Source organism: Massilia sp. Root133 (assembly GCF_001426525.1).
Classification (GTDB): Bacteria; Pseudomonadota; Gammaproteobacteria; order Burkholderiales; family Burkholderiaceae_D; genus Telluria; species Telluria orientalis.
In genome coordinates this window covers 495,629-521,874 of record NZ_LMEW01000034.1, presented here as the reverse complement: position 1 = coordinate 521,874, position 26,246 = coordinate 495,629, and the positions used below count along the sequence as shown (strand labels likewise).

General features: G+C 66.2%; 24 protein-coding genes. 14 read left to right on the top strand and 10 right to left on the bottom strand.

The window, feature by feature from the left end:
* On the top strand, positions 1-99 hold a 99-nt coding region (locus ASD28_RS31450; protein ID WP_156650903.1), incomplete at its 5' end, for an IS3 family transposase.
* Between the two features lie 68 nt (positions 100-167).
* On the opposite strand, the gene acnB is transcribed toward ASD28_RS31450, so the two are convergent.
* Together acnB and ASD28_RS26745 are read right to left on the bottom strand one after the other, a co-directional pair.
* Positions 168-2,753 (bottom strand): bifunctional aconitate hydratase 2/2-methylisocitrate dehydratase, encoded by a 2,586-nt coding sequence (gene acnB / locus ASD28_RS26750; RefSeq protein ID WP_056135909.1) that lies wholly within the window; start codon positions 2,751-2,753, stop codon positions 168-170.
* A gap of 142 nt (positions 2,754-2,895) precedes the next feature.
* Entirely contained in the window at positions 2,896-3,369 is a 474-nt protein-coding gene (locus ASD28_RS26745) for an Lrp/AsnC family transcriptional regulator (RefSeq protein ID WP_056135907.1), read from the bottom strand.
* Positions 3,370-3,454: 85 nt separating this feature from the next.
* Between ASD28_RS26745 and ilvB the strand changes: the two genes are divergently transcribed.
* Positions 3,455-5,167 (top strand): biosynthetic-type acetolactate synthase large subunit, encoded by a 1,713-nt coding sequence (gene ilvB, locus ASD28_RS26740; RefSeq protein ID WP_056135904.1) that lies wholly within the window; start codon positions 3,455-3,457, stop codon positions 5,165-5,167.
* Here the strand turns inward: ilvB and ASD28_RS26735 are convergent.
* Both ASD28_RS26735 and ASD28_RS26730 read right to left on the bottom strand, forming a co-directional pair.
* A complete protein-coding gene (locus ASD28_RS26735) occupies positions 5,164-7,047 on the bottom strand; it encodes a glycoside hydrolase family 97 protein (RefSeq protein WP_056136048.1) in 1,884 nt (627 codons plus the stop codon). The genes ilvB and ASD28_RS26735 overlap by 4 nt on opposite strands.
* Positions 7,048-7,112: 65 nt before the next feature.
* Positions 7,113-7,676: a hypothetical protein gene (locus ASD28_RS26730; RefSeq protein WP_056135901.1), complete on the bottom strand. Its 564-nt coding sequence runs from the start codon at positions 7,674-7,676 to the stop codon at positions 7,113-7,115.
* Positions 7,677-7,777: 101 nt separating this feature from the next.
* On the opposite strand from ASD28_RS26730, the gene ASD28_RS26725 reads away from it, so the two are divergent.
* The 6 genes from ASD28_RS26725 to ASD28_RS26710 all read left to right on the top strand — a co-directional run bounded on the left by ASD28_RS26725 (position 7,778) and on the right by ASD28_RS26710 (position 11,885).
* The gene (locus ASD28_RS26725) at positions 7,778-8,893 is read left to right on the top strand and encodes a glycoside hydrolase family 43 protein (protein WP_082577421.1); all 1,116 of its coding nucleotides are present in this window, start codon (positions 7,778-7,780) and stop codon (positions 8,891-8,893) included.
* Between the two features lie 325 nt (positions 8,894-9,218).
* Positions 9,219-9,614, top strand: a complete 396-nt coding sequence (locus tag ASD28_RS31445) for a hypothetical protein (RefSeq protein ID WP_082577420.1) — start codon at positions 9,219-9,221, stop codon at positions 9,612-9,614.
* 284 nt (positions 9,615-9,898) lie between these two features.
* Complete coding sequence (locus tag ASD28_RS26720; RefSeq protein WP_156403858.1) at positions 9,899-10,117, top strand: hypothetical protein; 219 nt, start codon at positions 9,899-9,901, stop codon at positions 10,115-10,117.
* Positions 10,118-10,241: 124 nt separating this feature from the next.
* Positions 10,242-10,544 (top strand): hypothetical protein, encoded by a 303-nt coding sequence (locus ASD28_RS32125; protein ID WP_156403857.1) that lies wholly within the window; start codon positions 10,242-10,244, stop codon positions 10,542-10,544.
* Positions 10,545-10,706: 162 nt separating this feature from the next.
* On the top strand, positions 10,707-11,276 hold the full coding sequence (locus tag ASD28_RS26715; RefSeq protein ID WP_056135888.1) for a dihydrofolate reductase family protein: 570 nt from the start codon (positions 10,707-10,709) through the stop codon (positions 11,274-11,276).
* A 51-nt stretch (positions 11,277-11,327) separates the two neighbouring features.
* Positions 11,328-11,885 (top strand): dihydrofolate reductase family protein, encoded by a 558-nt coding sequence (locus ASD28_RS26710; protein ID WP_056135885.1) that lies wholly within the window; start codon positions 11,328-11,330, stop codon positions 11,883-11,885.
* 7 nt (positions 11,886-11,892) lie between these two features.
* Here ASD28_RS26710 and ASD28_RS31440 read toward each other — a convergent pair whose 3' ends face one another.
* Positions 11,893-12,498: a TonB family protein gene (locus tag ASD28_RS31440; RefSeq protein ID WP_162252969.1), complete on the bottom strand. Its 606-nt coding sequence runs from the start codon at positions 12,496-12,498 to the stop codon at positions 11,893-11,895.
* A 196-nt stretch (positions 12,499-12,694) separates the two neighbouring features.
* The gene (locus ASD28_RS26700; protein ID WP_056135878.1) at positions 12,695-13,390 is read right to left on the bottom strand and encodes a trimeric intracellular cation channel family protein; all 696 of its coding nucleotides are present in this window, start codon (positions 13,388-13,390) and stop codon (positions 12,695-12,697) included.
* Between the two features lie 149 nt (positions 13,391-13,539).
* Here ASD28_RS26700 and ASD28_RS26695 point away from each other — a divergent pair, with 149 nt between their 5' ends.
* Complete coding sequence (locus ASD28_RS26695) at positions 13,540-14,883, top strand: 2-hydroxycarboxylate transporter family protein (protein ID WP_056135874.1); 1,344 nt, start codon at positions 13,540-13,542, stop codon at positions 14,881-14,883.
* Positions 14,884-14,914: 31 nt separating this feature from the next.
* The gene (locus ASD28_RS26690) at positions 14,915-15,886 is read left to right on the top strand and encodes a tripartite tricarboxylate transporter substrate binding protein (RefSeq protein ID WP_056136042.1); all 972 of its coding nucleotides are present in this window, start codon (positions 14,915-14,917) and stop codon (positions 15,884-15,886) included.
* Here the strand turns inward: ASD28_RS26690 and ASD28_RS26685 are convergent.
* Genes ASD28_RS26685 through ASD28_RS26675 form a run of 3 tightly spaced genes read right to left on the bottom strand, consistent with a single transcriptional unit; the run spans position 15,864 to position 19,560 of the window.
* Positions 15,864-16,634 (bottom strand): type 1 glutamine amidotransferase domain-containing protein, encoded by a 771-nt coding sequence (locus ASD28_RS26685; protein WP_082579194.1) that lies wholly within the window; start codon positions 16,632-16,634, stop codon positions 15,864-15,866. The genes ASD28_RS26690 and ASD28_RS26685 overlap by 23 nt on opposite strands.
* A gap of 51 nt (positions 16,635-16,685) precedes the next feature.
* The gene (locus ASD28_RS26680; RefSeq protein WP_056136038.1) at positions 16,686-18,848 is read right to left on the bottom strand and encodes an FUSC family membrane protein; all 2,163 of its coding nucleotides are present in this window, start codon (positions 18,846-18,848) and stop codon (positions 16,686-16,688) included.
* A gap of 49 nt (positions 18,849-18,897) precedes the next feature.
* Positions 18,898-19,560 carry a sigma-70 family RNA polymerase sigma factor gene (locus ASD28_RS26675; protein WP_056135871.1) on the bottom strand — a complete coding sequence of 221 codons (663 nt, stop codon included), beginning with the start codon at positions 19,558-19,560 and terminating at the stop codon, positions 18,898-18,900.
* 143 nt (positions 19,561-19,703) lie between these two features.
* On the opposite strand from ASD28_RS26675, the gene clpP reads away from it, so the two are divergent.
* From clpP to ASD28_RS26660, 3 genes are all read left to right on the top strand, one after another.
* Complete coding sequence (clpP, locus tag ASD28_RS26670; RefSeq protein ID WP_156403856.1) at positions 19,704-20,303, top strand: ATP-dependent Clp endopeptidase proteolytic subunit ClpP; 600 nt, start codon at positions 19,704-19,706, stop codon at positions 20,301-20,303.
* A 190-nt stretch (positions 20,304-20,493) separates the two neighbouring features.
* Positions 20,494-22,623 carry a hypothetical protein gene (locus tag ASD28_RS26665; protein WP_056135866.1) on the top strand — a complete coding sequence of 710 codons (2,130 nt, stop codon included), beginning with the start codon at positions 20,494-20,496 and terminating at the stop codon, positions 22,621-22,623.
* A gap of 403 nt (positions 22,624-23,026) precedes the next feature.
* Positions 23,027-24,421 (top strand): GGDEF domain-containing protein, encoded by a 1,395-nt coding sequence (locus tag ASD28_RS26660; RefSeq protein ID WP_056135863.1) that lies wholly within the window; start codon positions 23,027-23,029, stop codon positions 24,419-24,421.
* Here ASD28_RS26660 and ASD28_RS26655 read toward each other — a convergent pair.
* Complete coding sequence (locus ASD28_RS26655; RefSeq protein ID WP_056135860.1) at positions 24,418-25,863, bottom strand: NAD-dependent succinate-semialdehyde dehydrogenase; 1,446 nt, start codon at positions 25,861-25,863, stop codon at positions 24,418-24,420. The two genes, ASD28_RS26660 and ASD28_RS26655, sit on opposite strands and share 4 nt — an antisense overlap.
* 163 nt (positions 25,864-26,026) lie before the next feature.
* Between ASD28_RS26655 and ASD28_RS26650 the strand changes: the two genes are divergently transcribed.
* Positions 26,027-26,245, top strand: a complete 219-nt coding sequence (locus ASD28_RS26650; protein ID WP_056135857.1) for a TonB-dependent receptor — start codon at positions 26,027-26,029, stop codon at positions 26,243-26,245.
* The last annotated feature ends 1 nt before the right edge of the window (position 26,246 follow it).

Sequence of the window (26,246 nt, the reverse complement as noted above, 5' to 3'; positions counted from 1 at the left end):
TTGGCCGACTACATCCACTATTACAATCACGACCGAATCAAGCTCAAACTAAAAGGCCTGAGCCCTGTTCAGTACAGGGCCCAGGCCTTGGCTGCCTAGGGAACTAAACCGTCCAACTTTATGGGGTCAGTTCAGTCGGGAGCCTTTCTTTTGTGTCAACCCGCGCCTCAGACGGCGACGGTATCCGCCACGTCGCGGAACTCGCTGATCTGGTCGAAGTTCATGTAGCGGTAGATCTGGTCGGCGTTCTCGGTGAGCACGCCGGTGTGCGCCATGTACTCTTCGCGGGTCGGGATCTTGCCCAGCGTGGAGCAGACCGCGGCCAGTTCGGCCGAACCCAGGTACACGCGGGTGTCGATGCCGAGGCGGTTCGGGAAGTTACGCGTCGACGTCGACATCACGGTCGCACCCTTGCGGATCTGCGCCTGGTTACCCATGCACAGCGAGCAGCCCGGCATTTCCATGCGCGCGCCGGTGCGGCCCAGCGTGCCGTAGTGGCCTTCGGCCGTCAGCACCTGCTGGTCCATCTTGGTCGGTGGGGCGACCCACAGGCGGACCGGGATGTCGGTCTTGCCTTCCAGGAGTTTCGAAGCGGCGCGGAAGTGGCCGATGTTGGTCATGCACGAGCCGACGAACACGTCGTCGATCTTGTCGCCGGCGACGTCGGACAGCGTCTTGACGTCGTCCGGATCGTTCGGGCAGGCGACGATCGGTTCATGGATGTCGGCCAGGTCGATCTCGATGACGGCGGCGTACTCGGCATCCGCGTCCGGTGCCAGCAGGTCCGGCTTCGCGAGCCACGCTTCCATGGCCTTGATGCGGCGTTCCAGCGTGCGGCGGTCCAGGTAGCCGTTCGCGATCATCCACTTCATCAGCGTGATGTTCGAGTTCATGTACTCGATGATCGGTGCCTTGTCCAGGTGGACCGTGCAGCCGGCGGCCGAGCGCTCGGCCGACGCGTCGGACAGTTCGAACGCCTGTTCGACCTTCAGGTTCGGCAGGCCTTCGATTTCCAGGATGCGGCCGGAGAAGATGTTCTTCTTGCCCTTCTTGTCGACGGTCAGGAGGCCTTGCTGGATCGCGTACAGCGGGATCGCGTTGACGAGGTCGCGCAGCGTGACGCCCGGCTTCATCTCGCCCTTGAAGCGGACCAGCACCGATTCCGGCATGTCCAGCGGCATGACGCCGGTGGCGGCGGCAAAGGCGACCAGGCCCGAGCCGGCCGGGAACGAGATACCGATCGGGAAGCGGGTGTGCGAGTCGCCGCCGGTGCCGACGGTGTCCGGCAGCAGCAGGCGGTTCAGCCACGAGTGGATCACGCCGTCGCCCGGACGCAGTGCCACGCCGCCGCGGTTCTCGATGAAGGTCGGCAGTTCCTTGTGCATCTTGACGTCGACCAGCTTCGGATACGCGGCCGTGTGGCAGAACGACTGCATCACGAGGTCGGCCGAGAAGCCCAGGCAGGCCAGGTCCTTCAGCTCGTCGCGGGTCATCGGGCCGGTGGTATCCTGGGAGCCGACGGTGGTCATCTTCGGTTCGCAGTACGTGCCCGGGCGGATGCCCTGGCCTTCCGGCAGGCCGCACGCGCGGCCGACCATCTTCTGGGCCAGCGAGAAGCCGCGGCCCGAATCTTCCGGGTTCTGCGGCAGGCGGAACAGCGTCGACGGCGCGAGGCCCAGCGCTTCACGGGCCTTGGAGGTCAGGCCGCGGCCGATGATCAGCGGAATACGGCCGCCGGCGCGCACTTCGTCGAACAGCACGTCGGATTTCACTTTGAATTCGGCGATCGTTTCGCCGTTCTTCAGGGCCTTGCCGTCGTACGGACGCAGTTCGATGACGTCGCCCATTTCCATGTTCGACACGTCGACTTCGATCGGCAGGGCGCCGGCGTCTTCCATCGTGTTGTAGAAGATCGGGGCGATCTTGGTGCCGAGGCACACGCCGCCGAAGCGCTTGTTCGGGATGAACGGGATGTCTTCGCCGGTGAACCACAGCACCGAGTTGGTGGCGGATTTACGCGAGGAGCCCGTGCCGACCACGTCGCCGACGTAGGCGACCAGGTGGCCCTTGGCCTTCAGTGCCTCGATCTGCTTGATCGGGCCGATCTTGCCCGGCTCTTCCGGGTTGATGCCCGGACGCGGGTTCTTCAGCATGGCCAGCGCGTGCAGCGGGATGTCGGGACGGGTGGTCGCGTCCGGGGCGGGCGACAGGTCGTCGGTGTTGGTCTCGCCGGACACCTTGAAGACGGTGAGGGTCATGCTTTCCGGGACGGCCGGACGCGACGTGAACCATTCGGCGTCGGCCCACGACTGGATCACTTCCTTGGCGTTGGCGCTGCCCTGGTCGGCCAGTTCCTTGACGTCGTGGAAGTAGTCGAACATCAGCAGGGTCTTTTTCAGGCCTTCGGCGGCGACCTTGCCGACGAAGGCGTCGTCCAGCAGGTCGATCATCGGCTTGATGTTGAAGCCGCCGAGCATCGTGCCCAGCAGGCGCGTCGCCAGTTCGCGCGAGATCAGCGGGCTGGTGTCTTCGCCGCGGGCGATCTTGTTCAGGAACGCGGCCTTGACCTTGGCCGCGTCGTCCACGCCCGCCGGGACGCGGTTCGTGATCAGGTCGACCAGGAAGTCTTCTTCGCCAGCCGGCGGATTCTTCAGGAGTTCGACCAGGTCCGTGGTCTGGGCTGCGGACAGGGGCAGCGGGGGCACGCCGAGGGCGGCGCGTTCGGCGACATGGGTGCGGTATGCGGCTAACATGGGAAGCTCTTTCAGTCGTTTTGAAAAGCAGGACAGCGGTTGCTGGCCCGGTACTGCCGATATTGTATCTCAAGTCTTCTATAAGACATAAGACGCAACTCGGTTAACTGTGAAAGCTGCCCGAAAGTGTGGCGCCGGCCCCTCAGGTGAGGGGCGTATCGACCTTCTTCAGCGTGCGCAGCACGAAGCTGGACTTGCTGTGGCGGATGCCCGGGATGTTGTAGATGCGCTCGCGCAGCAGCCGTTCGTAGTCGCGCGTGTCCTTCACGGCGATGCGGATGAAGTAGTCGTAGTCGCCCGAGATCAGCGCGGCCTCCAGCACTTCCGGGATCGATTCGAGCGCCTGGCCGAATTTGTACAGCGTCTCCTCGCTGTGGCTGTCCAGCGTCACCTGGACGATCACGGTGTCGTGGTAGCCGAGGCTCGCCAGGTCGACTTTCACCGTGTACGCCTCCAGCAGGCCGCTGTCCGTCATCCGCTTGATGCGGTTCCAGCACGACGTCGTCGACAGGTTCACGGCGCCGCTGATCTCCTGCAGCGGCGTGCGCGAGTCCTTCAGGAGGATAGCCAGGATCTGCAGATCGGCTGCATCGTAAATTTTTCTCTGGTCGTCCATAATTGGTGAAAATTTTTCAGGAAGTTGCCAGATTATAGCGAAAACCGTGAAGCACTTTCGGCGATAAGGTCGATAAAATTCAGGGATGAAAACACTTACTCCCTTGACCGCCGCGCGCGTGCTGGTCGACACGCTGGTGGACTGCGGCGTCGACACCGTGTTCGGCTATCCCGGCGGCGCGGTGCTGCCGCTGTACGATGCGCTCGCCCTCGACCGGCGCATCCGCCACATCCTCGTCCGCCACGAACAGGCGGCCGTCCACGCGGCGCAGGGGTATGCGCGTTCGACCGGCCGGCTCGGCGTCGTGTTCGTGACGTCCGGCCCCGGTGTCGCGAACACGACGTCCGGCCTGCTCGACGCGCTGAGCGATTCGATTCCCGTGCTGTGCGTCAGCGGCCAGGTCGCGACCGGTGCGATCGGCACCAACGCGTTCCAGGAGTGCGACGCGCTCGGCATCACGAGCACGGTCACGAAATGGAATACGCAGGTGCGCGACGCCGAGGCCGTCGCGGCCACGATCCGCACCGCCGTCGCGACGGCGCTGGGCGGGCGGCCGGGGCCCGTGCTGGTCGACGTGCCGAAGGATATCCAGGCGAGCGCCGTGGCGGCGGCGCGGTCCGGTTCGTCCGCCGACGCTGTCCCGTCAAGCGTGCCGCAAGCCGCGCTCGAGCAGGCCGCGCACCTGATCCGGCACGCGCGCCGGCCCGTGTTCTACGGCGGCGGCGGCCTGGTCAACGCGGGCGACGCCGCCTGCGCCGCATTCGGCCGGCTCGTGCGCTGGAAGGATGCGCCGTGCACGCTGACGTTGATGGGGCTGGGCGCGTTTCCCGCGTCGGACCCGCGCTGGCTCGGCATGCTGGGCATGCACGGCACGCTGGAAGCGAACCTCGCGATGCACGAGGCGGATCTCGTCGTATGCGTGGGTGCGCGCTTCGACGACCGCGTCACGGGCAAGCTGGCGCATTTCTGTCCGGACGCGCGCATCGTCCACGTCGACGTCGATCCCGCGTCGATCGGCAAGGTCGTGCGCACGGACGTCGGCCTGGTGGGCGATTGCGCCGCCATTCTCGATGGACTGCTCGGGATGCTGGACGCTGTCGATCCCGCGCCCGTCGCGGCGTGGTGGGACAGGATCGCGTCATGGCGCGCCGCGCGCTGCCTCGACGTGCCGGCGTCCAGCGCGGGCATCCTGCCGCAACGGCTGATGCGCACGCTGGCGGATTACGTGGCGCGGCGCGGCGCGATCGTGTCGACCGACGTGGGCCAGCACCAGATGTGGGCCGCGCAGTATCTCGGGTTCGAGCGTCCGCGGCGCTGGCTCACGTCGGGCGGCGCGGGCACGATGGGCTATGGCCTGCCGGCGGCGATCGGCGCCCAGATCGCGCATCCGGAGGACCTCGTCGTGTGCATCTCGGGTGACGCGTCCGTGCTGATGAACATCCAGGAACTGGCGACGGCGGTGCAGCACCGGTGTCCCGTGAAGCTGGTCCTGTCGAACAACGGCTGCATGGGCATGGTACGGCAGTGGCAGGAGCTGCATTACGAAGGGCGCTACAGCCACAGTTATTCGGAAGCGCTGCCGGACTTCGTGGCGCTGGCGCGCGCCTTCGGCTGGCAGGCGCGCCGCGTCGAGGATCCCGCCCAACTCGATGGCGCGGTGGCGGCGTGCATGGATGCGGAGGGACCATACCTGCTCGACGTGCGCGTCGAGCAGGCCGAGAACTGCTTTCCGATGATCCCCGCGGGGCGGGGGCATCACGAGATCCTGCTGGCGAAGGACCGCTGGTACGAGGCCTAGAGAGGGCGCAGCCACAGCGCCTGGCCGCCGGAAGCGGGCAGGTCGAGCTGCAGCACGGTGGCCGCGTCCACCGTGCGCGTGTGGATGCCGACTTTCGTGCGCGTCGGCGCGGCCGGGTCGTCCGCGTAGATCGTCGCTTCGTAGCGCTTGCCTTTCGGGAGGAAGTCGAAGCGCAGCGGGATGCGGCGCGCGTCGTTGTTCGTGATGCTGCCGACGAACCACTCGTCGCCCTTGCGCCGCGCGATCGTCACGTCGCGGCCCGGCGCGCCGTCCAGCACGCGCGTCTCGTCCCACGTGGTCGGGATGCGGTCCCAGAACGCCAGCTCCGGCTCGTCGTGCGAGCGGTCCGGCGTGTCGTACCAGTACAGCGTCTGCAGCGGGCTGTAATAGACGACGGCCAGCGCCAGCTGGTGCGCGTGCGTCGTGCGGATGCGCGGGTCGTAGTAGCAGATCGTGTAGTCGGCCGCGCCGGCGAGGTAGCGCACGAACGGCAGCACGGTGTTGTGCGTGGCGTCCGGCATTTCCTCGTTGCCGCGGATGCCTTCCGCCGTCAGGAGGTTGGGCCAGGTGCGCTGCTCGCCGGTGGGGCGCCAGTCGTCGTGGATGTTGACCATGATGTTGGCGGCGGCCGCCTGCTGGATCGTCTTCTCGAGCCACGTCGTCCAGCGATGCGAACCGACCTGCACGAAGCCGAACTTGACGCCCGCGACGCCCCAGTCGCGGTAGGTCTGGAACAGCGTGTCGCCCTGCGCCATCAGGCCCTGCTGGTTCACGTACAGCCACACGCCGATGCCCTTGGCCTTCGCGTAGGCGATGATGCCCGGGAGGTCGAAATCGGGAATCGCCACCTTCGTCGCGTCCGCGTCGAACGAGAACGCGTTGCCGTACCACTTGAAGTCGAACAGGACGTATTGCAGCTTGTGGCGCGCGGCGAAGTCGATGTTGGCCTTTGCGTCCTTCGTCGTCAGCGACATCACGCGCATGATCTTGCCCGGCTTGATCCACGACGTGTCGGCGATGCGCGACGGGGCGTTGAGGTTCAGGATGAAGTCGTTGTTCTCGATCAGCTGGCCGGGACGGCGCGCGATCATGATGCCGCGCCAGGGCGTGGCGAACGGCGAGACCAGGTCGGCCGGGTCGTGCATGGCCGTCACGATGGTGTCCGGCTTGTCGGGGCTCAGCTTGAACTTGGTGCGCGCGTAATCGACCATCTGGCCTTCGAGCAGGGCGACGGACAGGCCGTTCGGCAGCTGCAGCGTGAGCGGGCGCTCGGCCTGGTCCGGCCAGTCGCGCAGCGGCATCAGCTGGTACGGGCCCTGGGCCCAGCCGTGGAACCACGCCCGCGTGCCGGCGGGCAGCGCGAATTCCGTGTCCTCGCCGATGATGCGGTAGTACGTGCCTTTTTCGTTCTCGGGGAACGCGAAGCGCAGCGCCACGCCCGCGTCGTAAGCACGCACTTCGACGGACAGTTTATAGGTCGGATTGTCGTCCTTGACCAGGTCGACGGTGAGGGCTTCGTAATGGTCGCGGACGTGCGTGCGCTCGCCGGTGACGGGCGTCCACGTGCTGTCGTGGCGCGCGCGGTGCACGCCCGTCACGCGCAGGTTCTCGAACCAGCGCGCGTGATGGTCGACGGGCAGGGCCATCGCGTTCTCGGACAGGTGGTTGTCGAGGCGCAGTTCCAGCAGCGAGTCGCGGATGACGGTCTCGCCGTCGTAGCGCACGTTGTAGGACAGCGCGCGCTTGCCGGCCGCGTCCAGCTTCTGTGCCAGTTCGAGCACGATGTGGCCGTCCGGCGAAGCGACGCGTTCGATCATGTCCGCGGCGGCGGCGTGCACGGTCGCGGCGCACAGCCACACGGCGGCGAAAAATTGGCGCATGAGGTCTCCCATATTTGTTATCGATCACATGGTAGCAGATATCCGCTGCCGGATGCAATCGGTGCTTAATCGCTCTGCAGGCTGGGGAAGGCGTCGCTGACATCGCCGCGGGCGCGGGCGGCGCGTTCGTCGGCGAGGTCGCGCTCGAGGGTGGCGACGCAGGACGCCAGGTCCGCCTCCTTGCCGGCGACGGCGACCGTCCGCGCGGCGGCGCCGTCGATGCGCATCCACAGCGTGCGCTGGCGCAGGAACGTCCGCAACACGTCCATCATGGCCGGGGCGGGGATCTGCGCGGACGCACGGTCAGCCTTGTCCGGGTGTAGCGCGACGCTGAGTGCCGTCTGCGCGCCCGCGCCGATTTCCAGCAGGTGGGGGCGGGCCGGCGGGTCGTCCTCGCGCAGCCTGACCTTGCCGACCAGTTCGAGCTTTCTGGGGTCGACGCCCACGCCAAGGGTCAGGCGCAGGAATTGCCGGATGTCGCCCCCAACCGGCATCGTCGCGAGCGTGCACTGTACGATACCGTGGTCGCCGGCGTCCATCCAGAACGCCAGCTGCTCTTGCGCCGGTGCCGGCTGGGCGAAGCAGGACGTCGCGCTGAATACCGCAAGCAGGGCAAGCACCGGTCTCATTGTCTTCCTTTCATCGGTCGCGGCGGCCAGTGTAATAAAAAGTCCGAGACAAAAGGTGGGGATATCGATAACATTGCACAACCACTCATGGAGACGAACGTATGAAGCACAAGATGAAGCTCTTCCTGGCGGCGGCAGCGCTGCTGGGCGCGGCGACGGCGACGGCGGCACAGGCGGACGGCGTGTTCCGCCCCGGCGCGCTTTGGCCGGATGACAAGGGCGTGCACATCAACGCGCACGGCGGCGGGATCCTGGAACACGACGGCGTGTATTACTGGTTCGGCGAGCACAAGGTGTCCGGCACGGCGGGCAACGTCGCCCAGGTCGGCGTGCACGTGTACAGCTCGCGCAACCTGACCGACTGGAAGGACGAGGGCATCGCGCTCGCGGTCAGCAACGACCCGGCCAGCGACATCGTCAAGGGCGCGATCATCGAGCGGCCGAAGGTGATCCGCAATCCGCAGACAGGGAAGTTCGTGATGTGGTTCCACCTGGAGCTGAAGGGCAAGCGCTACGACGCGGCGCGCTCGGGCGTGGCCGTCGCCGACAAGGTGACGGGGCCGTACGTTTACCAGGGCTCGTTCCGGCCGGACGCGGGCGCGTGGCCGGTCGATGTCAAGCCCGAGGACAAGGATCCCGCCATCTCCTTCCTCGCGCGCGACCACGCGGGCGGGCAGATGGCGCGCGACATGACCCTGTTCGTGGACGACGACGGCAAGGCCTGGCAGTTCTACGCGTCGGAGGAAAATCACACGATGCACGTATCGCGCCTGACGGACGACTACCTGCGTTCGGCGGGGCAGTATGCGCGCGTGAAGCAGAACGGCGACGACGAGGCGCCGGCCGTCTTCAAGCACGGCGGCAAATACTACCTCGTGACGTCGGGCCTGACGGGCTGGGCGCCGAACGCGGCAAAGTCGTACGTGGCGGACGCTATATCGGGCCCGTGGCGGGCGCTCGGCAACCCCGTGCGCGGCACGCCGGACCAGCAGAAGATAACGTTCGGCGGCCAGTCGACCTATGCGCTGACGCTCCGGCGCAACGGCTGCACGCGGCATATCCTGATGCTGGACGTCTGGCGCAAGGAGGATGCGATCGACGGGCGCTACGTGTGGCTGCCCATCGAGTGGGAGGGCGGCAAGCCGGTCGTGCGGTGGCGCGACCAGTGGACGCTGGCGGACATGGACAAGCTGCCCTGCGACGGGCCGGGGGACTAAATACGTCGACCAAAAACCGGACTTGCCGGGAGAGCAATACGGGCCGTGCGCTGAGCCGTTACGAACGGTCGGGTTCGGCCAGGAGCGGACCTTAGACTAAGTTGCGTCGAAAGATCGCTATCATATTGTGCATGGTCTGCGTGTTCAACAACATGCCCGACAAGCATCTGGATGAATTGAAGGCCTTGGCCAACCGCTTACCAGATGGATGGTCTTTCTCAAAGCTACCGTAATAACGTTGAAAGTGCTTGCAACGACTGACTTTGAAAGCGCTTACAACGATCGCTTTCGACAGAAGCAGACGTCGCAGTCATAGGAGTACTGGATGGGATTCTTTGACAAAACGAAGCAGCCGGATGGGTCTTCTAGTTATCCAAGAAAATTGAGTCCGGACTTCGCTGGAGCACTACGGACGTTCAGCTTCTGGATTGCAAATGGCACCGTCGGTCACCCTTTACTCGAGGGAATCGACTACCGCCGAGAGATGCTCGCGTCGCCAAGCTTGATGGAACAGGCCTATGCGATCTTTGCGAACGTCATCGAGCTCTCCGGGGACGGGATGCCAACCAACGCAAAATACGCTGAGTATCGAGCTGCGCAATACATCCGAAGCTACTGCGATCCGACATACACGGTCAGTCCGCCGTTCGAAGGTTGGGAAGTCGAACTTCTCGCCCCACCGCCGCGCGAAGACAGCAAGCCTTGGCCATCAGGCCTCTAGCGTTAAGACCGTCCGCTTTCGGTCAGAAGCGGACGTCCGCAATCCCGCCTAGAGAATACTGACTTAAAGACCTATGATGAAGATATTATCTGTCATATGCGCTTTGGCTTAACGTTGGCCCTCTGGCTGAAATTTGGAACCGATCCGCCGCGGCGATATCGATACTGCGAGCATCTCGCTGGCGAACAGAGCGGAGGCGACAGTCCACTTTGGTCCAGGTTGTGTAAGAACGAAATTTCTGCCTGTTTTCAGGTGGTTCTTTACCTGAAAGAAGCGGAATCTAAGTGAAGCCCGAACTGGAGATATCGATGACCATAAAAGTCTACCGCTTCGCGCAGTACCCAGTCGGCAATGACGTGACGTTGTCGCATGGCTACGCAACGATGGAATTCATCATCCTCAACAAACTGACTGCAGTGCCGGACAGCGAGATGGATGTAGACCCGGCGCACGTCGACCAGGAAGGGCGTTACCTGGGACTGAACAGCATCAATCCCACCTAGTCCGCCTGGCAAACCCAATATTTCAGTTGAAGCAACATTCGCCGTGCCCGGCCCTTTACGGACTTCCGCAATCGGCCAGAAGCGGACCGTCAGACTTCAAGAAGCAACAGCATTGCAAACAGTTATGGACCAGTTCGACACCGTCAAAATGGCTAGCGGTGGACTAGCACTTGTTCTTGAGCCGTCGTCAACATGGGGTGAGTTTCCAGCTCATGTCGAGAAGTGGAAACGACGCTTGGGCGCAACGTCCCTGTCGAAAGCGGTTATCACATTCGATGAATGCATAGCAGAGGTCGCTGTAGCTGATGGCGAATTCTGGATCACCTATGATGATTTTCAGAGCAGCATTCAGCTCGAACCCAAGAAACCACGCTACAACAATATCGTGTCGCAATTACAAGCTGAACTTCGGCGTAGGCGGCGATGACGCGAAGCGTTCTTGAGCTGGATATCGCAGAGTGTCCGCTTGGGGACGGCCGGCGCTCGTCGCATGCACGTCGTAAAAAATCTGAAGCAATCATGTCGATCCTGCTGCTCCTCGTACGTCGTGCAGAGACAACATCATTTCTAATGAGCGCAGGAGATTCAAATGGCTTCGTCGGTACTATTCATGTCAATGTCGCTCGACGGATATATTGCCGGTCCGAACGACGAAGTCGGCAATCCTGGAGGCGATGCCTTCGATCGGCTGCATGAGTGGTATGGGGACTTTTCCCGGCCGTCTGGAGCCGTCGGAGAATTGTGGGACGAGTGGAATACGCCTGGTTCGATATTGGCGGGTCGGCGGACCGTGGAGCAAATCGATCACTGGGGCGGAGACAATCACGGTGTCCCGATCTTCGTACCCAGCCACCGGCCGGCCGGCCCATCCGTCGCAAACTATCCGTTGGTGACGTATGTGCGCGACGGCATCGGGAACGCGATGGCTCGGGCGAAGGCCGCCGCCGGCAACCTGAACGTGCTGGTGCTCGGCGCGTACACGGCACAACGGGCACTTGAGGCCGGTGTGCTGGACGAGTTGCAGATCCATCAGATACCAGTGCTCTTCGGTGGCGGCCGTCGGCTGTTCGAGGTGTTGCCTTCACGGATCGAGCTGGAGATCGTCCGGGTGATCGACACACCGGATGCCACGCACATCCGCTATCGCGTTCGTCGCTGATGGCGGTACGTCGAAAGGTATTGTTAGAGCGACCAAGCGAACGGAGACACGATGGGACTTTTGACCTTCAGTATCAACCTGACCCTCGACGGCTGCGTCGACCACCGGGATGGCATCGCCGACGACGAGACGCATGCCTTTTTCACCGACCTCATGGACGAGGCCGGGGCGATGCTGTGGGGCCGCGTTACCTACGAAATGATGGAGGCCTACTGGCCGGCGGTCGCGCGCGGCGCCGTCGACGCGCCGCCGGCGCTGCGCGCATGGGCGGACAAGCTGGAGGTCAAACCGAAGTACGTGGTGTCCTCGACCCGGTCCGACTTCCCCTGGACGAACAGCCACCATGTCACGGCCGACCTGCGTTCGAGCGTGCAGCAGCTCAAGGACGCGACCCCGAACGGCGTGCTCCTCGGCAGCGGCAAGCTCGCCGCCGCGCTCGAACGGCTGGACCTGATCGACGCGTACCGCTTCCTCGTCCATCCCAGGATCGCCGGGCACGGTCCGACGCTGTACGACAGCGGACTGCCGGCCACGCGCCGGCTCGAACTGCTCTCCGCGACGCCGCTGCGCAATGGCGCGGTCGCCATGCACTACCGGCGCGCGGGCTGACCCGGCGTCATTCGATGCTCCACTTGTACTGCACGATGGACACCTTTTCCACCGGCGCGCCGGCCGACGTGCCCGGCGTGAAGCTGCAGCGGGACAGGGCCGCCAGCGCGGCCTGGTCCAGTGCGGGGTAGCCCGACGACATGCCGATCTCCGCCTTCCTGATGGCCCCGTCGGCGCCGATCAGGAAGTTCAGCTTGACCAGGCCCGTGTGCTTCGCCCGCACCTCGTCCGGCGGATACGCTGGCCTCGGGCACGTCCTGAAATCGATCATGGCGGGCAGCTCGGCCGGATTCAGCGATGCCGACGGCAGCGCGCTGCCGGTCTGGCCGGCATCGTAGCCAACCGGACGCAAGCGCAAGGTCACGTCCCGCTCGCGGTCGTCGTGCGCCCTGGTGACCGCAAACCGGCGTGACTGCTTGACCTGCGCCACGAACTCGCGCTCGGTCATCGGCTTGCCATGCTCATCCACGTAGTTGAAGTTGTCCACGGGGCCGACGCCCTTGTGGGCGAGCGCGTCGGCCAGGGCAGGGGGAACGGCTGCCGGTTGCGTTGCGCAGCCGGCAAGCGCGGCAAATCCGAGAACGGCTAGTCGCTTCTTGAAGTCGGTATTCATGATCGGGCGGAAAGTTGTCGGACAACTAGTGTATTTGCAAAGTTGCTGAGATTGCAAGCAGCGATCCTTACCGCATGACGCAACAATCCGTCCGAAAAAAGTCAGCTGAAATTTACGATTCAATGGGAGTATCGTCCGACTCGCTGGACCAGCGCGAGTCGGCAGTACTGTCGCCCCCAGACTCCCGAAGCCGTTCCTACCGCTCGTTCCGCCCCTCCGCCTTCGCCGCATCCTCCGCCGCCTTCAGCGACGCATGCGCGACGGGCAGGTGCCAGTCCAGCTTGATGGCCGCCAGGCGCAGGCCGAAGCACAGCGCGGCGCCGGCGCAGGCGCTCACGGTGCCCGGCACGCCCAGCGCGTCGCCCGTCACCATTACGGCCGCGCCGGCCAGGGCGGCGACGGCGTAGATGTCCGAGCGCAGCACGGCCGGGATCTCGGACAGCAGCACGTCGCGCGCGACGCCCCCGCCGACGCCCGTCAGCATGCCGAGCAGCGCGGCCATCACGGGGTCAAGCCCGAACACGAGGGCTTTCTGGGCGCCGGCCACGCAGAACAGGGCGAGGCCGGCGGCGTCGAAGATCAGCACGGGGCTCTGCAGGCGCTTGATGCGCGGATACCAGAAGAAGATCAGCACGCCCGCGAGCAGCGACACGGCCAGGTAGCGCCAGTCGCGGATCGCGGACGGCGGCGTCGCGCCGATGAGGACGTCGCGCGCGATGCCGCCCGAGTTGGCGGCGACGAACGACAGCACCAGCACGCCGAACAGGTCGAGCCGGCGGCGCACGCCGGCCACGGCGCCGCTCAGGGCGAACACGAACGTGCCCAGCAGGTCCAAGGTGAGCACGAGGGTCTTGATGGCGGCGCTGACGTCGAGCGATACGGGAGAAAACACGAAAACCTCGTCAAGGACGGCGAAAACCCGCCATTATGCCGCTGAAAGGTAATTGAAGGGTTGCGTCGATATAGTGGGCTCCATTCACCAGGCTGATCGTCCGTATCAACGGATCCGATATCTGGCCTGGACAAGAAAGAGGAGCACACATGAACACGACAACCTACACTCCGGCGAACGCAGAACAGCAGGCGGCCGGCACGTCCATTCCACGGATCGTCCGCACCATCGCGCGCACCCGCATCGGCATCGTGCCGCTGCCGGTCTATGTGCTGCTGCTGGCGCTGATCGGCGGCTTCGTCGCGACCGGCAAGGTGCCGAACGATATCTGCGTGTCGATCGCCATCCTCACCGTCGGCGGCTTTTCCTGCGCCGAGCTGGGCAAGCGCCTGCCGTACTTCCGCAATATCGGCGCCGCCGCCATCTTCGCGACGTTCATCCCGTCGTATCTCGCCTTCAGCAAGCTGCTGCCGGCGCCCGTGCTGAAGAACGTCGTCGACTTCACCAAGTCCACCAATTTCCTGTACCTGTTCATCTCGTCGATCATCGTCGGCAGCATCCTGAGCATGGACCGCAACGTCCTGATCAAGGGCTTCCTGAAGATCTTCGTGCCGCTGGCCATCGGGTCCGTCGTGGCAGGCGCCGTCGGCACCGCGGTCGGCACCTTGCTGGGCCTGGGCCCGTACCACACGTTCTTCTACCTCGTCGCGCCGATCATGGCGGGCGGCGTCGGCGAGGGCGCGATCCCGCTGTCGATCGGCTATGCGGGCATCCTGGGCCAGGAGCAGGGCCATATCTTCGCCGAAGTCCTGCCGCCCGTGATGCTGGGCAGCCTGACGGCGATCCTGCTGTCCGGCATGCTGAATTCGCTGGGCAAGAAGCGTCCGCACCTGACCGGCCAGGGCCGCCTGCAGCCGGGCGAGGAAGCCATCGCGCCGCAGGCGGAAAGCCTGCCGGGCCAGTTCGACATCGCCAACATCGCCGCCGCGGGCATCACCTCGATCTCGCTGTACATGGTCGGCATGATGTGCTTCCGCCTGTTCGATTTCCCGGCCCCCGTCGCGATGCTGTTCGTGGCCGTGATGTTCAAGCTGTCGCGTCTCGTGTCGCCGCAGCTGCAGCAGAGTTCCTATATCGTCTACAAATTCTTTTCGACGGCCGTCACGTACCCGCTGCTGTTCGCGATCGGCGCGTCCATGACGCCGTGGGACAAGCTCGTCTCCGCCTTCAACGTGGTCAACCTGACGGTCATCGTCTCGACCGTCGCCAGCCTGATCGCCACCGGCTTCTTCGTCGGCCGCCGCATGAACATGTACCCGATCGAGACCGCGATCATCAATGCCTGCCACAGCGGCCAGGGCGGTACGGGCGACGTCGCGATCCTGACGGCGGCCGAGCGCATGCAGCTGATGCCGTTCGCCCAGATCGCCACCCGTATCGGCGGCGCGATCACGGTCACGCTGACCTTGTTGGCAATGTCGCAACTGCACTGAAGCGCACGCGAACGCGAGTATCATGAGCGTCATGACGTCCCTGCGCACGATCCTGCTGACCTTGCCGCTGCTGGCCGCGCTGCCCGCCGGAGCGGCACAACCCGCCGCCGAATGCCTCGTCCCGTCCAAGCCGGGCGGGGCGATGGACCTGACCTGCAAGCTCGCCCAGAAGGCGCTGCAAGCCAAGCCTGGCGCGCCGCGCCTGAAGCTGAGCTACCTGCCGGGCGGAATCGGCGCCGTGGCATGGCACACGATGGTGTCGCAGCGGCGCGCCGAGCCGGATACGCTCGTCGCGTTCTCCGGCGGGTCGCTGCTGAATCTCGCGCAGGGCAAGTTCGGCAAGGCCAGTCCGGACGACGTGCGCTGGGTGGCGGCGCTCGGCGTCGACTACGGCGTGATCGCCGTGCCGGCCGATTCGCCGTACCGTTCGCTGCGCGACCTGGTGGAGGTCCTGCGCCGCGACCCCGAGAAGATCGTGATCGGCATGTCGGGCACGATCGGCAGCCAGGACTGGATGAAGATGGCGCTGCTGGCCCGCCAGGCCGGCCTCGACCCGCGCCAGCTGCGCTTCGTCGCGCTGGAAGGGGGCGGCGAGGAATTCGTCGCGATGCAGGCGGGCTATGTGCAGGTCGTGTCGAGCGACGTGTCGGAGACGGCGTTGTACACGGCGTCGGGCAAGGTGCGCGTGCTCGCCGTGCTGTCCGATAAACGCCTGACGGGCGCGATGGCCGGCGTACCCACGGCGCGCGAGCAGGGCTACGATATCGTGTGGCCGCTGATCCGCGGCATCCTGATGGGGCCGGACGTGTCCGACGCGGATTACCGCCGCTGGGTGCAAGCCTTCGACCGCATCGAGTCGGCGCCCGAGTTCGCGCAGATGCGCGCGCAGATCGGCCTGTATCCGCTCGCGCTGACGGGCGATGCGCTGACCCGCTACATCCGCCAGGCCGTGGCCGACTACAAGCGCCAGGCCCGGCAGTTCAATCTCGTGCGCGAGCACTAGCGTCTTCCGCGGGCGCGTCCGCGGAAGCGGTCTTTTGCCGTACGCGCTGCGCGGCCACGACCCCCACGCCCAGCAGCGCCAGGCTGAGCATCGTCCCGAACGACGGCGCCGCGAGCCAGCGCAGCGACTGGTTCGGCTGTTCCAGCGGCTTGTCCTGCGCCGGGTCCGATCGCGCCTCGGCCGCGTTGGCCTGCGTCGCAGGTTCGCCCGCGAAGAAGGGCGTCAACGCCTGTACGAACGCGGCCAGGTCTTGCGTGCCGCGGCACGACAGCACGTGCGCGTCGCGCACCACGTCCTGGTTGAGCCAGGTCGCGCCCGCGTTGACGACGTCGTCGCGGATGCCCGGCCACGACGTCAGCGTGCGCCGCGGCGCGAGCCCGGCCGACACGAGGATCAAGGGCGCCTGGGACAGCAGCGCGATGGGCTTGCCCGCCGTATCGAACTGCCGCACGAAGGCCCGCACCGGGGCGGACTGGCGCAGGCTGTCGGGGCTGATGTAGCCGCCGGGGATCAGCAGGCCATCGTAGTCGGCGGCCTGGGCGTCGTCGATGGCCTTGCCGACGCGTGCGAGGTCGCCGGGCTGGTGCATGTGCATGCCGCGGATCCGTCCGCGCCGCAGCGAGATCAATGTCACGTCGGCACCGCCGTCGGCGAGGGCCGCGAGCGGCATCTTGAGTTCCGCCTGTTCGAATCCGTCCGCGGCCAGGACCGCGATGCGCTTGCCGGAGAGTGGTTTGGAGGTGTTCATGATCGCGTGTCTGCGCCAGGATCATGAATTACAGAGCGGATCGGGGCGCATTTAGTTCCATCCGGCGTCCGCGGTTTTTGAAGTGGATCGATGCATCGTGCGCCCGAGTGCGGCATCGATCACGCCATGGCACAGCGCCACCTGCGCCGCGTCCTGTTGCAGCAGCCGCAGCCGGCGTCGCAGCGGCGCCCAGCCGGCCCAGGCCGCGATCCGGACCGTGCTGCCGGGCAGCGGTGCCGGCTCCGCCTGCGCGGCCCCGAGCGTGCCGCGCAGGCGGGCGAACGCGTGTCCGAGCGTGGCTTCGACTTCCGCGTGCGGCAGGTTGTCCGCGTAGCGCTGCAGCAGCAGGCGCAGCGCGGCCATGTGCGCCATCAACAGGTAGTTCTGCACCGTGAAGCGGTTCAGCTCGGCGGGCGCGCGCTGCTGGGCCGCCGGTTCGTCGAGCATGCGGCCCAGCGCCGCGCTGAGGTTCGCGAGGGCGTCCATGAAGCGCTTGCGCTGGATCCGGTAGCGGGCATCGTCGGCCGCGCGTCCCAGCAGCAGGTCCTCGGCGGCGTCGATGTAGCCGCGGTTGGCGCCGGTCACGGCGTCCACCAGCTCCGGCAGGTGCTGGTGTTCCCAGTTCGGCAGCACGTAGCTGAAGAACGAGGCGATCAGCGCGCCGAGCAGCGTGTCGAGCAGGCGTTGCTCGATGGCGCCGGCGAAATGCGGCACCGTCAGGCCGATCAGCAGCAGGGCCTGCACGCTGGCGGCGATCGCCGTGTAGCGGTACTTGATCGACAGGAAGGTCGGCCCGGCCGCGGTCGCGACGAACAGGACGCCGATCAGCGCGGCAGGCGAATGGACGAAGCGGAGGATCAGCGCCGTGAGCACGCAGCCGATCAGCGTGCCGACCAGGCGGTCGGTGCGGCGCTGGCGCGTCATGCTGAACGTCGGCTTCAGGATCACGGCGATCGTCAGCGCCGTCCAGTAGCCGTGCGACGTGTAGGGCAGCCATTCGGACGACAGCAGGCCCACCGAGATCGCCATCGCCACGCGCAGCGCGAACCGGAACGTGGGCGAGGTCCAGCGCAGGTTGGCGACGAGCGTGCCCAGGTTGTAGCGCTGCTGGGTGAGGAAGGGCGTCAGGTCGCTGCCCGGCGCCATCGGGAGTGTCCCGCCGTCCGTCCCGCTGGCGGCGTGCAGGCGCGCGATCATCGCGATCATGTCGCGGATCTTGTTGGACGTGGCGCGCAGCACGGCCTGCGCATTGACTTCGTCGCTGTCGGCCGGGGGCAGGGCGCGCAGGGCCGTCTCCAGCGCGGCCAGTTCGGCGCGGTAGTCCGTATCGGCATGCGATGGCCGGTCGCGCGTCATGGCGTATGCCGCCGATTCGATGTCGCGCGCCGCCTTGCCGATCAGGTCGCCCAGCAGCGGCAGCACGGGGCCGCCCGCGAAATGCTGGCGCAGCAGGGCGTAATCGGTGTGCGTCGACAGCACCAGTTCGTACAGGTCGAACATGGCGTAGTGCACGCGCACGAGGACGGCCTCGTCGTCCCTCGGCTTGCCGCGCAGGACCAGGTCGCGCGACGCCTGCTGGCGTTCGGCCAGCACGCTTTGCTGGCGTACGAGCTTTTCCATCTGCGCCGGCAGCGGGATGGCCATGTCGTAGCAGCCCGCCTTGATGCCCGTGTAGGCCGCCAGTTCGTACAGCGCTTCGGCCAGCACCTGCTGCTTCAGGCGGCGCCGCAGCCGCCAGACGACGACCATCGCATACGTCATGTAGCCGGCACCGCCCGCGAAGAACAGGGCGGCGTGGCGCAGCGCCTGCAGCGGCGTGGCGGCGGCGTCGCTCGACAGCATCATCACGAACAGCGCGACGAACTGCAGCGGCATCGCCTTGCGGCCGTACACGGTCATCATACTGGCGAGGAAGGAGACGAGCACGATGACGGTGCGCAGCAGCCATTGCACGGGAGAACTCAGGCTGACGAGCAGCGCCACCAGCGAGCACGTCAGCACGCCGGCCAGCATCTCGTTGAACTTGTGGCGCAGCGGGCTGGGCAGGTCCATCAGGCTCGTGCACAGCGCGCCCATCGCCACCGCCATCGCGGTCGGCAGGTCGGCGACGGCGTACGTCAGGAACGTCAGGCCGACGACGCCCGTGGCGATGCGCAGGCCGGTATAGAAGTAATGACTGAAGAAGAGCGTGCGCGGCGCGAGGGCGTAATGCATGGAGGGACGCGTCAGCAATGGACGAGCCATTATAACGTCGTCGCCGTCCCTATGCCGCCATCCGGAAATCGTACGCGGCATCGTTGGCGCACGCCCGGGCGCGCACGGCCATCGGCTGCGTCTCGGTGAGCAGGGTGATCATCGCAGGCACGTCGAGGCCGTCGAGCGCCGCATGGAAGCGGAGGATGAGCTCGCGGCACAGCTTGTCGTCCGGCGGCGTGTCGCCCTCGGGTGCGCGCAGGCGGCGCCGCGCGCGCGACAGGTGCTGGCGCGCGTTCGCCGGTGTCGTGCCGAGCGCGGCCGCGATGTCGGCGTGGCTGCATTCGAACACGTCGAACAGGACCAGCGCCAGCCGCTCCGACGGCGTCAGCCGGGCGAGCAGCCGGGCCAGCGCGTCGCCCACGTGCGCGCGCCGCAGCAGCGCCTCGTCCGGCGGGGCGGGCGGCGCGGCGGGCACGAGTTCCATGGCGGCGAGCGCGGCCTGCGTCTCTCGCGCGCGCCGGCGCAGGCGGTCGATCGACTGGTGCTGCACGACGGTCGTCAGCCACGCCGCGGGCGTCGCCAGCGCGGCCCGGTCCGCGGCCTGCCATTTCAGGAAGCAGTCCTGCACGACGTCCTCGGCGTCCGCCGCGCTGCCGACGATGCGCAGGCTGAGCGCGATCAGGCGCGGACGCAATTGTTCGAACACGTCGGTGGCGCTGGTGCATGGCATCGTGCATCTCCTCGCTGGTGGTGGTACCGCTTGACGCCCGGCGCGGCAAGGATGTGACACGCCGCGGGTTTATTTTTTTCGCCGTCACACGGCGCCCGGCCGCAAGCGTCATGGCGGCACCTTCCACCACCGCAAGGACCATCATGAATTTCGTTCCCACCGTCATCGAACAGACCGGCCGCGGCGACCGCGCCTTCGACATCTATTCCTGCCTGCTGAAGGAGCGCGTCGTCTTCCTCGTCGGCGAGGTGACGGAACAGTCGGCCAATCTGATCGTCGCGCAATTGCTGTTCCTCGAATCGGACAATCCGGACAAGGACATCTCACTGTACATCAACTCGCCCGGCGGGTCCGTGTATGCCGGCATGGCCGTGTACGACACCATGCAGTTCATCCGCCCCGCCGTATCGACGCTGTGCACGGGCTTCGCCGCCAGCATGGGCTCGTTCCTGCTGGCGGCCGGCGCGCCCGGCAAGCGGTACGCATTGCCGAACGCCCGCATCATGATCCACCAGCCGCACGGCGGATCGCAGGGCGTGGCGGCCGACATCGACATCCAGGCACGCGAGATGCTGTACCAGCGCCACCGCCTGAACACGATGCTCGCGGAGCGCACGGGGCAGACGCTGGCGCGGATCGAGAAGGACACGGACCGCGACCGTTACATGTCCGCCGCCGAGGGCGTCGAGTATGGGCTCATCGACCGAGTGCTGGAGGCCCGCGGCGGCGCCACGCCGTTATGAAACTGACCAAGTGCGTGAACAATTTATTCCAATCACGGTTACATCACCGTGTGCGCGCAAATCCGTCGGCTATGTTTCGAAGATTCTTGCGGTTCGGCCTGGCGGAGACAGGCCGGTGCGGGAATCGACGCCTGCCCAGAAACAGGCGTTGTCTTACTTCAGATGCATAACAAATCTTAGGAGGCATTACATGAAGTTGATCAATGCAACACTGCTCGCGGCGGCTGCGTTGGCCGTCCAGCAGCCGGCGATGGCGTATTCGTGGGGGAATGTCGGCATCGGCGGCGGCGGATTCGTGTCCGCCGTCATTCCCAGCAAGACGGAAGCGAATGTCGTGTACGCACGCACGGACGTCGGCGGCGCGTACCGGTGGGACAATGCCAGCGGCCGCTGGGTGTCGCTGCTGGACTGGGTGGCGGAAGACCAGGTCGGCTTCCTCGGCGTCGAAGCGCTCGCGGTCGACCCGAAGAACGCGGCCAATGTCTACATGACCGTCGGGATCAATTATTTCAACAACGGCAAGACCGCGGTGCTGCGCTCGTCCGACTACGGCAGGACGTTTACGGTCGCCGACGTGACGAGCCAGTTCAAGGCGCACGGCAACGGCATGGGCCGCCAGAACGGCGAACGGCTCGTCGTCGACCCGGGATCGAGCAATGTGCTGTATGCCGGCACGCGCCAGAGCGGGCTGTTCAAGAGCACGAACTATGGCGCGAGCTGGGCCAGGGTGACGGCGCTGAACGTGACGACGACGCCCAACGACAACGGCATCAGCCTCGTCCTGGCCGATCCGTCCAGCGTGTCGGGCGGCGTGGCGCAGCGGCTGCTGGTCGGCGTCTCGCGCTACGGCTCGGCGGGGGCGAACCTGTACCGCAGCGACAACGGCGGCGCGTCGTTCAGCGCCATCTCCGGCAGCCCGTCCGGCCTGATGCCGCAGCGCGCCGCGTTCGACGGCGCCGGTAACGTGGTCATCACGTATGCCAACGGCGCCGGACCGAACGGCAACGGCTCGGGCTCGGAACCCATGAACAGCGGCCAGATCTGGCGCTACACGATCTCGAACGGCGCGTGGACCAACGTGACCCCGTCCGGCGTCAACGCGGCGTTCAGCGGCATCAGCGTGGACCCGTCCAATTCGCAGCGCCTGGTCGCGTCGACCATCAACCAGTACATGCAGCAGGGCGACAGCTGGGGCGACCATATCTACCTCTCGACCAACGGCGGCGCCAGTTGGACCGACGTGATCAACCGCGGCTTCGTCCGCGACAATGGCGGCGTGCCATGGATCAACGGCAAGGCGATCCACTGGGCCGGCGTGGCCGTGTTCGATCCGTTCAACAACAAGGCCGTGTGGGTGACCTCGGGCAACGGCATCTTCAAGACGGCCAATATCGACGCCGTGCCGACCACGTGGACGTTCACCGTCAAGGGTCTGGAAGAAACGGTGCCGCTGAACATCAACAGCATCCCGGGCGGCCCCGTGCTGTCCGCCATCGGCGACTACGACGGCTTCCTGCACTACAACATCGACACGTACACGAATCCGCAATTCGCGCCGACGATGGGCACGACCACGGGCCTGGCCGTCGCCGACGCCAACAAGAGCCTCGCGGTGCGCGTCGGGAACAAGATGTACACGTCGACTAATGGCGGCGTGAACTGGAACCAAACCAATATGAACGGCACGTACGGCCAGGTGGCGCTCTCGGCCAGCGGCACGGTCCTGCTGCACAACCCGTCCAATTCGTCGACCATGTACCGTTCCACCAATATGGGGGCGAGCTGGTCGACGGTGGGCGGCCTCGGCGTGAATAATGCGCGGCCGGTCGCGGATCCGGCCAATGCGAGCAAGTTCTACGTGTACAACCCGGCCGACGGCAGCTTCATGATCAGCACGGACAGCGGCGCGTCGTTCTGGAAGTTCAACACGCTGGCCACCTGGGGCAGCGACGTGATCCGCGCCGCGCCGGGCCGCGAAGGCGATATCTGGGTGCCGCTGAACTGGGGCGGCCTTGCTCGGACCACCAGCTCGGGCTGGCAATTCAGCAATATCGCCAACGTCACGTATTGCGGCGCGGTCGGCTTCGGCAAGGCCGCGGCGGGCGCGTCGTATCCGACCGTGTTCATCTGGGGCACCATCGGCGGCGTGACCGGCGTGTACCGGTCCACCGACGCGGGCCAGAGCTGGACCCGCATCAACGACAACGCGCACCAGTACGGCGGTCCGGGCAACGGCCGTTTCGTCGTCGGTGACATGAACACGTTCGGCGTGGTCTACATGAGCACGGCGGGTCGGGGGATCGTGGTCGGCAAGCCGTAAGTACCCAAACTCGTCGTCCCCGCGAAAGCGCGCTGCTGTCCGGAATAGTTTTTACCGTCGAAAATAGGCCCGCCATAGGAAAAACCGTCGTTCCCGGCATTGCCGGAAACGACTTCCCGCGAAAGCGGGAACCCATGCTGACTGCTACTCAGTATGGATTCCCGCTTGCGCGGGAATGACGATGCTATTTCTGACGGTTTTTGAAAACAATATTCCGGACACTAGTGCGCGAAAGCGGGATCCATACTGAGCGCCCTTGGTCGATTCAGCATGGCTTCCCGCTTGCGCGGAAATGGCGGCGCGCTGGCGTTGCGGTGTGAACACGCCCCTTGTCAGAATAGATTGTTTCCGTGTGGAACTGTGTTAATCTGGCCGGAAGCGTGTTCACCGATTCCTTCGAGCCGTGCAACTTTCCCATGCCCCCCATCGACCGGTTGCCGGCCTCGACCTGAAAGACGCGCTGCTCGTCGGCGCGCTCGTCTTCGTCTGTTCCATCTTCGGCATCTACACGGCGCCCCCGGGCGTGCTGGCCGCGTTCTGGCCCACGAACGCCGTCCTCGTCGGGCTGCTGTTGCGGCGCGCCCATCCGCCGACAGCGGCGCACTGGCTGGCCGCCATCGCCGGCTACATCGTCGCCGACCTGATCATGCGGCACGGCTGGCCCAAGACCGTCATGCTCACGACGACCAACCTGATGGGCGTGTCGGTGTGTTATGCGCTGCTGAAACGGATGAGCGACGACATGCGCGGCCTGCGCCATCCGCGCTCGATGCTGCGTTTCGTGCTGGTGGCGCTGTGCGGCGCCGCGGCGGCCGGCGTGGGCGGCACCGTGATCCACCCGGCGCTGTTCGGCGGCACGCGCGCCTACGGCTTCCTGTTCTGGTTTTCGACGGAGCTCGTCAACACCATCGCGATCCTGCCCGTGCTGCTGACGATGCCGGACCTCGCGCGCCGGCTGGCCGGACGCGGGCGCCGCGGCGACGCGCCCGCCTGGCGCATCGGCCATCTCGCGCCGCTGGCCGCGTTCGCGGGCAGCCTGTGGCTGGAGACGCAGCTGGGCGGGCCGGGCGTGATCTCCTTCCCGATTCCCGCGATGCTGTGGTGCGCGCTGACGTACAGCCTGTTCGCCACGGCCGGCATCACCTTGCTGTTCTCGATGTGGACCCTGCTTGCGATCGCCAGCGGCATGCTCGCGATCGGCGCTGCAGTCGATACCCCGCAGGCCGTCATGTCGCTGCGCGTCGGGGTGACGCTGACGGCGCTGGCGCCGCTGGCCGTCGCCAGCGTGATGGTGGCGCGCAACGAGCTGCTGGCGCGGCTGCAGCATGCGGCCTCGCACGATCCGCTGACGCAGGTGCTCAACCGCGGCGGCTTCATGGCGCGCGCGGACACGGTGCAGGCGGCCGCCGTGCTGATGATGGACATCGATTTTTTCAAGAAGGTCAACGACACCCACGGCCACGCGGCCGGCGACGCCGTGCTGGCCCATTTCGCGCGCGTGGCGGCGGGATGCTTGCGCGCGGGCGACGTGCTGGGGCGCCTGGGCGGCGAGGAGTTCGCCGTGCTGCTGCCCGGCAGCGCGCCCGGGGACGCGCGCGCGATCGCGCAGCGCATCTGCGACGCGTTCGCGGCGCAGCCCGCGGTGCTGGAGAGCGGCGTGCGCCTGCACGCCACCGTCAGCATCGGCCTGGGCTGCCGGAAGGCCGCGGACACGCCCATCGGCACGTTGCTGTCGCAGGCCGACGCGGCGCTCTACAGCGCCAAGCACGCCGGCCGCAACCGCGTCGGCGTCGCCTAGACGCCCACCATCGAGATGGCCTTCGTGTTGAGGTAGGCTTCCAGCGCTTCCGGACCGCCTTCGGAACCGTAGCCCGAATCCTTGACGCCGCCGAACGGCAGCTCGGCACTCGGCGTGGCCGGCTGGTTAATCCACAGCATGCCCACTTCCACGCGGTTCATCAGCAGGTGCGCGTTCTTGATCGAGCGCGTGAACGCGTAGCCGGCCAGGCCGTACGGCAGGCGGTTCGCTTCCGCGATCGCATCTTCGAGGCTGTCGAAGCCGCGGATGCCGGCGACGGGGCCGAACGGTTCGTCGTTGAAGATCGACGCTTCCAGGGGCACGTCGGCGAGGATCGTCGGCGCGAAGAAGTTGCCCGCATCGCCCACGCGCTTGCCGCCCGTCGCGACGATGGCGCCCTTGGCCTGCGCATCCTCGACCATCTTCGCCATCGCCGTCACGCGGCGCGAATTGGCGAGGGGACCGAGGGTCGTGCCCTCGAGCAGGCCGTCGCCCAGTTTCAGGCCTTCCGCATGCGCGACGAAGGCGCGCGTAAATTCGTCCTTGATCGCGTTGTGCACGAGGAAGCGGGTCGGCGAGATGCAGACCTGGCCCGCGTTGCGGAACTTGGCGGCGCCGGCGGCCTTGACGGCCAGGGTCACGTCCGCGTCTTCGGCGACGATCACCGGCGCATGGCCGCCCAGTTCCATCGTCACGCGCTTCATGTGCGCGCCGGCCAGTGCGGCGAGCTGCTTGCCGACCGGCGTGGAACCCGTGAACGTGACCTTGCGGATGACCGGGTGCGGGATCAAATAGCCCGAGATCTCGGCCGGATCGCCGAACACGAGGCCCACGACGCCGGCCGGCACGCCCGCGTCGACGAAGCACTGGAACAGCGCGGCCGGGGAAGCCGGGGTCTCTTCCGGCGCCTTGCACAGGAAGGAGCAGCCGGTGGCCAGCGCGGCGGCCAGCTTGCGCACGACCTGGTTGATCGGGAAGTTCCACGGCGTGAAGGCGGCGACGGGGCCGACCGGTTCCTTCAGCACGAGCTGCTGCGCCTGCGGGTTACGGGCCGGCACGATGCGGCCGTACACGCGCATGCCTTCGGCCGCGAACCAGTCGATGATCTCGGCGCCGGCCAGCGCTTCCATTTTTGCTTCCGCCAGCGGCTTGCCCTGTTCCTGGGTCAGCAGGCGGGCGATGTCGCCGGCGCGTTCGCGCAGCAGGCTGGCGGCGCGGCGCATCGTGGCGGCGCGCTCGGCCGCGGGCACGAAACGCCACGCTTCGAAGCCCTTCTGGGCGGCGGCGAGGGCGCGGTCCAGGTCGGCGATGGCCGCGTGCGCGACGGTGCCGATCGCCTGGCCCGTGGCCGGGTTCACGACCGGGATCGTCTTGCCGCCGGTGGCGTCGACCCATTCGTTGGCGATCAGGAGGCGGGTGTCGGGATAGCTGGAGGTGGTCATGGGTCCTCTATGAGTTGTCGGATGCAGAGAACGCAATGATCGCACCGCTGCGGATTGTTTGCTTAACACGGTGTGAAATCGGCGTGAGTGTTTGCGCTTTTAACAAAAGTGATTTGCCAGGCGAAACTTCGCGTACAACTGGCGCGGGCAGTTCCTGTCGACCGTGGCCGAGAACAACCGCGCCAATCCGGGCTACGTCGAACCGTACGGCCAGGTCGACCTGTCGATCGGGTACAACGTGAACGACAACCTGAGCCTGTCGCTGGAAGCCATCAACCTGACCGACGCGCACCAGCGCCAGCACGGCCGCACCGACATGCAGGTCCTGTCGGTCACGACGGGCGGTCCGCGCTACATGCTGGGGGCCCGCTACAAGTTCTGAC